General features: G+C 59.8%; 1 protein-coding gene and 1 pseudogene. One reads left to right on the plus strand and one right to left on the minus strand.

Translation table 11 applies throughout. From position 1 onward, the window contains the following. Positions 1-360: 360 nt before the first annotated feature. Entirely contained in the window at positions 361-1,149 is a 789-nt protein-coding gene (locus EGJ27_RS24680) for a DUF2242 domain-containing protein (protein WP_125833350.1), read from the plus strand. A gap of 72 nt (positions 1,150-1,221) precedes the next feature. Here EGJ27_RS24680 and EGJ27_RS25455 read toward each other — a convergent pair. Further along, positions 1,222-1,300 (minus strand): annotated as a pseudogene (locus tag EGJ27_RS25455) (threonine dehydratase); the annotation flags it as partial.

The raw sequence follows: 1,300 nt of genomic DNA on the forward strand, positions 1-1,300 counted from the left end.
AGCGGTAGTTCAGTCGGTTAGAATACCGGCCTGTCACGCCGGGGGTCGCGGGTTCGAGTCCCGTCCGCTGCGCCATACAAAGCTTCGAGGCCCTTGAACTCCTCGAAGCAAAAAGAAAAGCGACCTTAACCGGTCGCTTTTTTTTTGGCTGTGAATCGACCTGCATTGAAATGCAGGCACCCGTGCAGTCGGTGGCAGGTCGCACGACTATCGCCCTTTGCGCCGACAGGGCGTGGGCGAGTGGTTTGTATCAGGAACTTTGCACTGCGCAACGTTGATCCTGCGCCTGCCTTGTAGCAGACTTACCGACGTTTTTCCGGTCCGCGGTTCTGCTGACAGCTACTTCCTTCAGGATTCTTGATGTCTAACTTATTGAGCTTTCGTACCGCATGCTGGGCTTTGGCCCTGCTGGCCGTCGCAGGCTGTTCTTCGAAGAAAACCGCCGTCTACGAGCACGAGAACTTCGACGACGCGGGGACATTCTCCAGAACCTATCCGGTCAGTGATTCGGCCTCCTGCGAAGCCGCACGTCGCGCCTTGTTGAGCCAGGGCTACATCATCACCAGCAGCGATCCGAAGATGATCAGCGGCAACAAGAGTTTCCAGCAAACCGGCGAAACTCATATGCAGATCAGCTTCAACGTGGTCTGCGCCGCCGACGACGCAACCGGCAAGAGCTCCACGGTATTCGCCAACGCCTTGCAGGATCGCTATGCGCTGAAGAAGACCAACAACTCCGCAAGCCTGGGAGTGGGCGTGTTGGGGTCCGTGTCCATGCCTATCGGTTCCACCGATGATTCGATGGTCAAGGTTGCCAGCGAAACCGTGGCCTCGGACAAGTTCTACGATCGCTTCTTCATGCTCGTCGACAACTTCATGCCGCCGGAAGCGAAGAAGACTGCGCATATCGCCGAAAAACCCAAGGCCGACCTGGGTGTGCCGGAAGCGCCCAAGGCCGCCGAACCGGCAAGCCTGGCGCCCACGCAGGAAGGACCGGCGCCGAAGGCCGAGCCAGCCCCGCAAACCCCTGCGCCGGCAGCTAACAGCGAACCGATGGCTGCTCCGGCAGAACCTGCGTCGTTTGAAGCTGAACCCGCCGTAGCTCCAGAGACAGAACCCGCACCGGCAGAAGAACCAACAGCGCAATAACCCGGCGCAGGCCCCGTGGGAGCGGACCGGGCGGCGCTCCCACAGGTGTTGCGGTGTTCCAGACTAAGGCTATTACCCCAAAAACAGCCGATACGCCGGGTTATGGGTTTCGTCCCAATGCGGGTAGCCGATTTCGTCCAGCGCCTGGCCG

The sequence above is a fragment of the Pseudomonas sp. v388 genome, from assembly GCF_003935425.1.
Classification (GTDB): domain Bacteria; phylum Pseudomonadota; class Gammaproteobacteria; order Pseudomonadales; family Pseudomonadaceae; genus Aquipseudomonas.

What these genes read in the sequence shown, in the direction of transcription:
- EGJ27_RS24680 (WP_125833350.1), top strand. Translation starts at nt 361, where the DNA reads ATGTCTAACTTATTGAGCTTTCGTACCGCATGCTGGGCTTTGGCCCTG.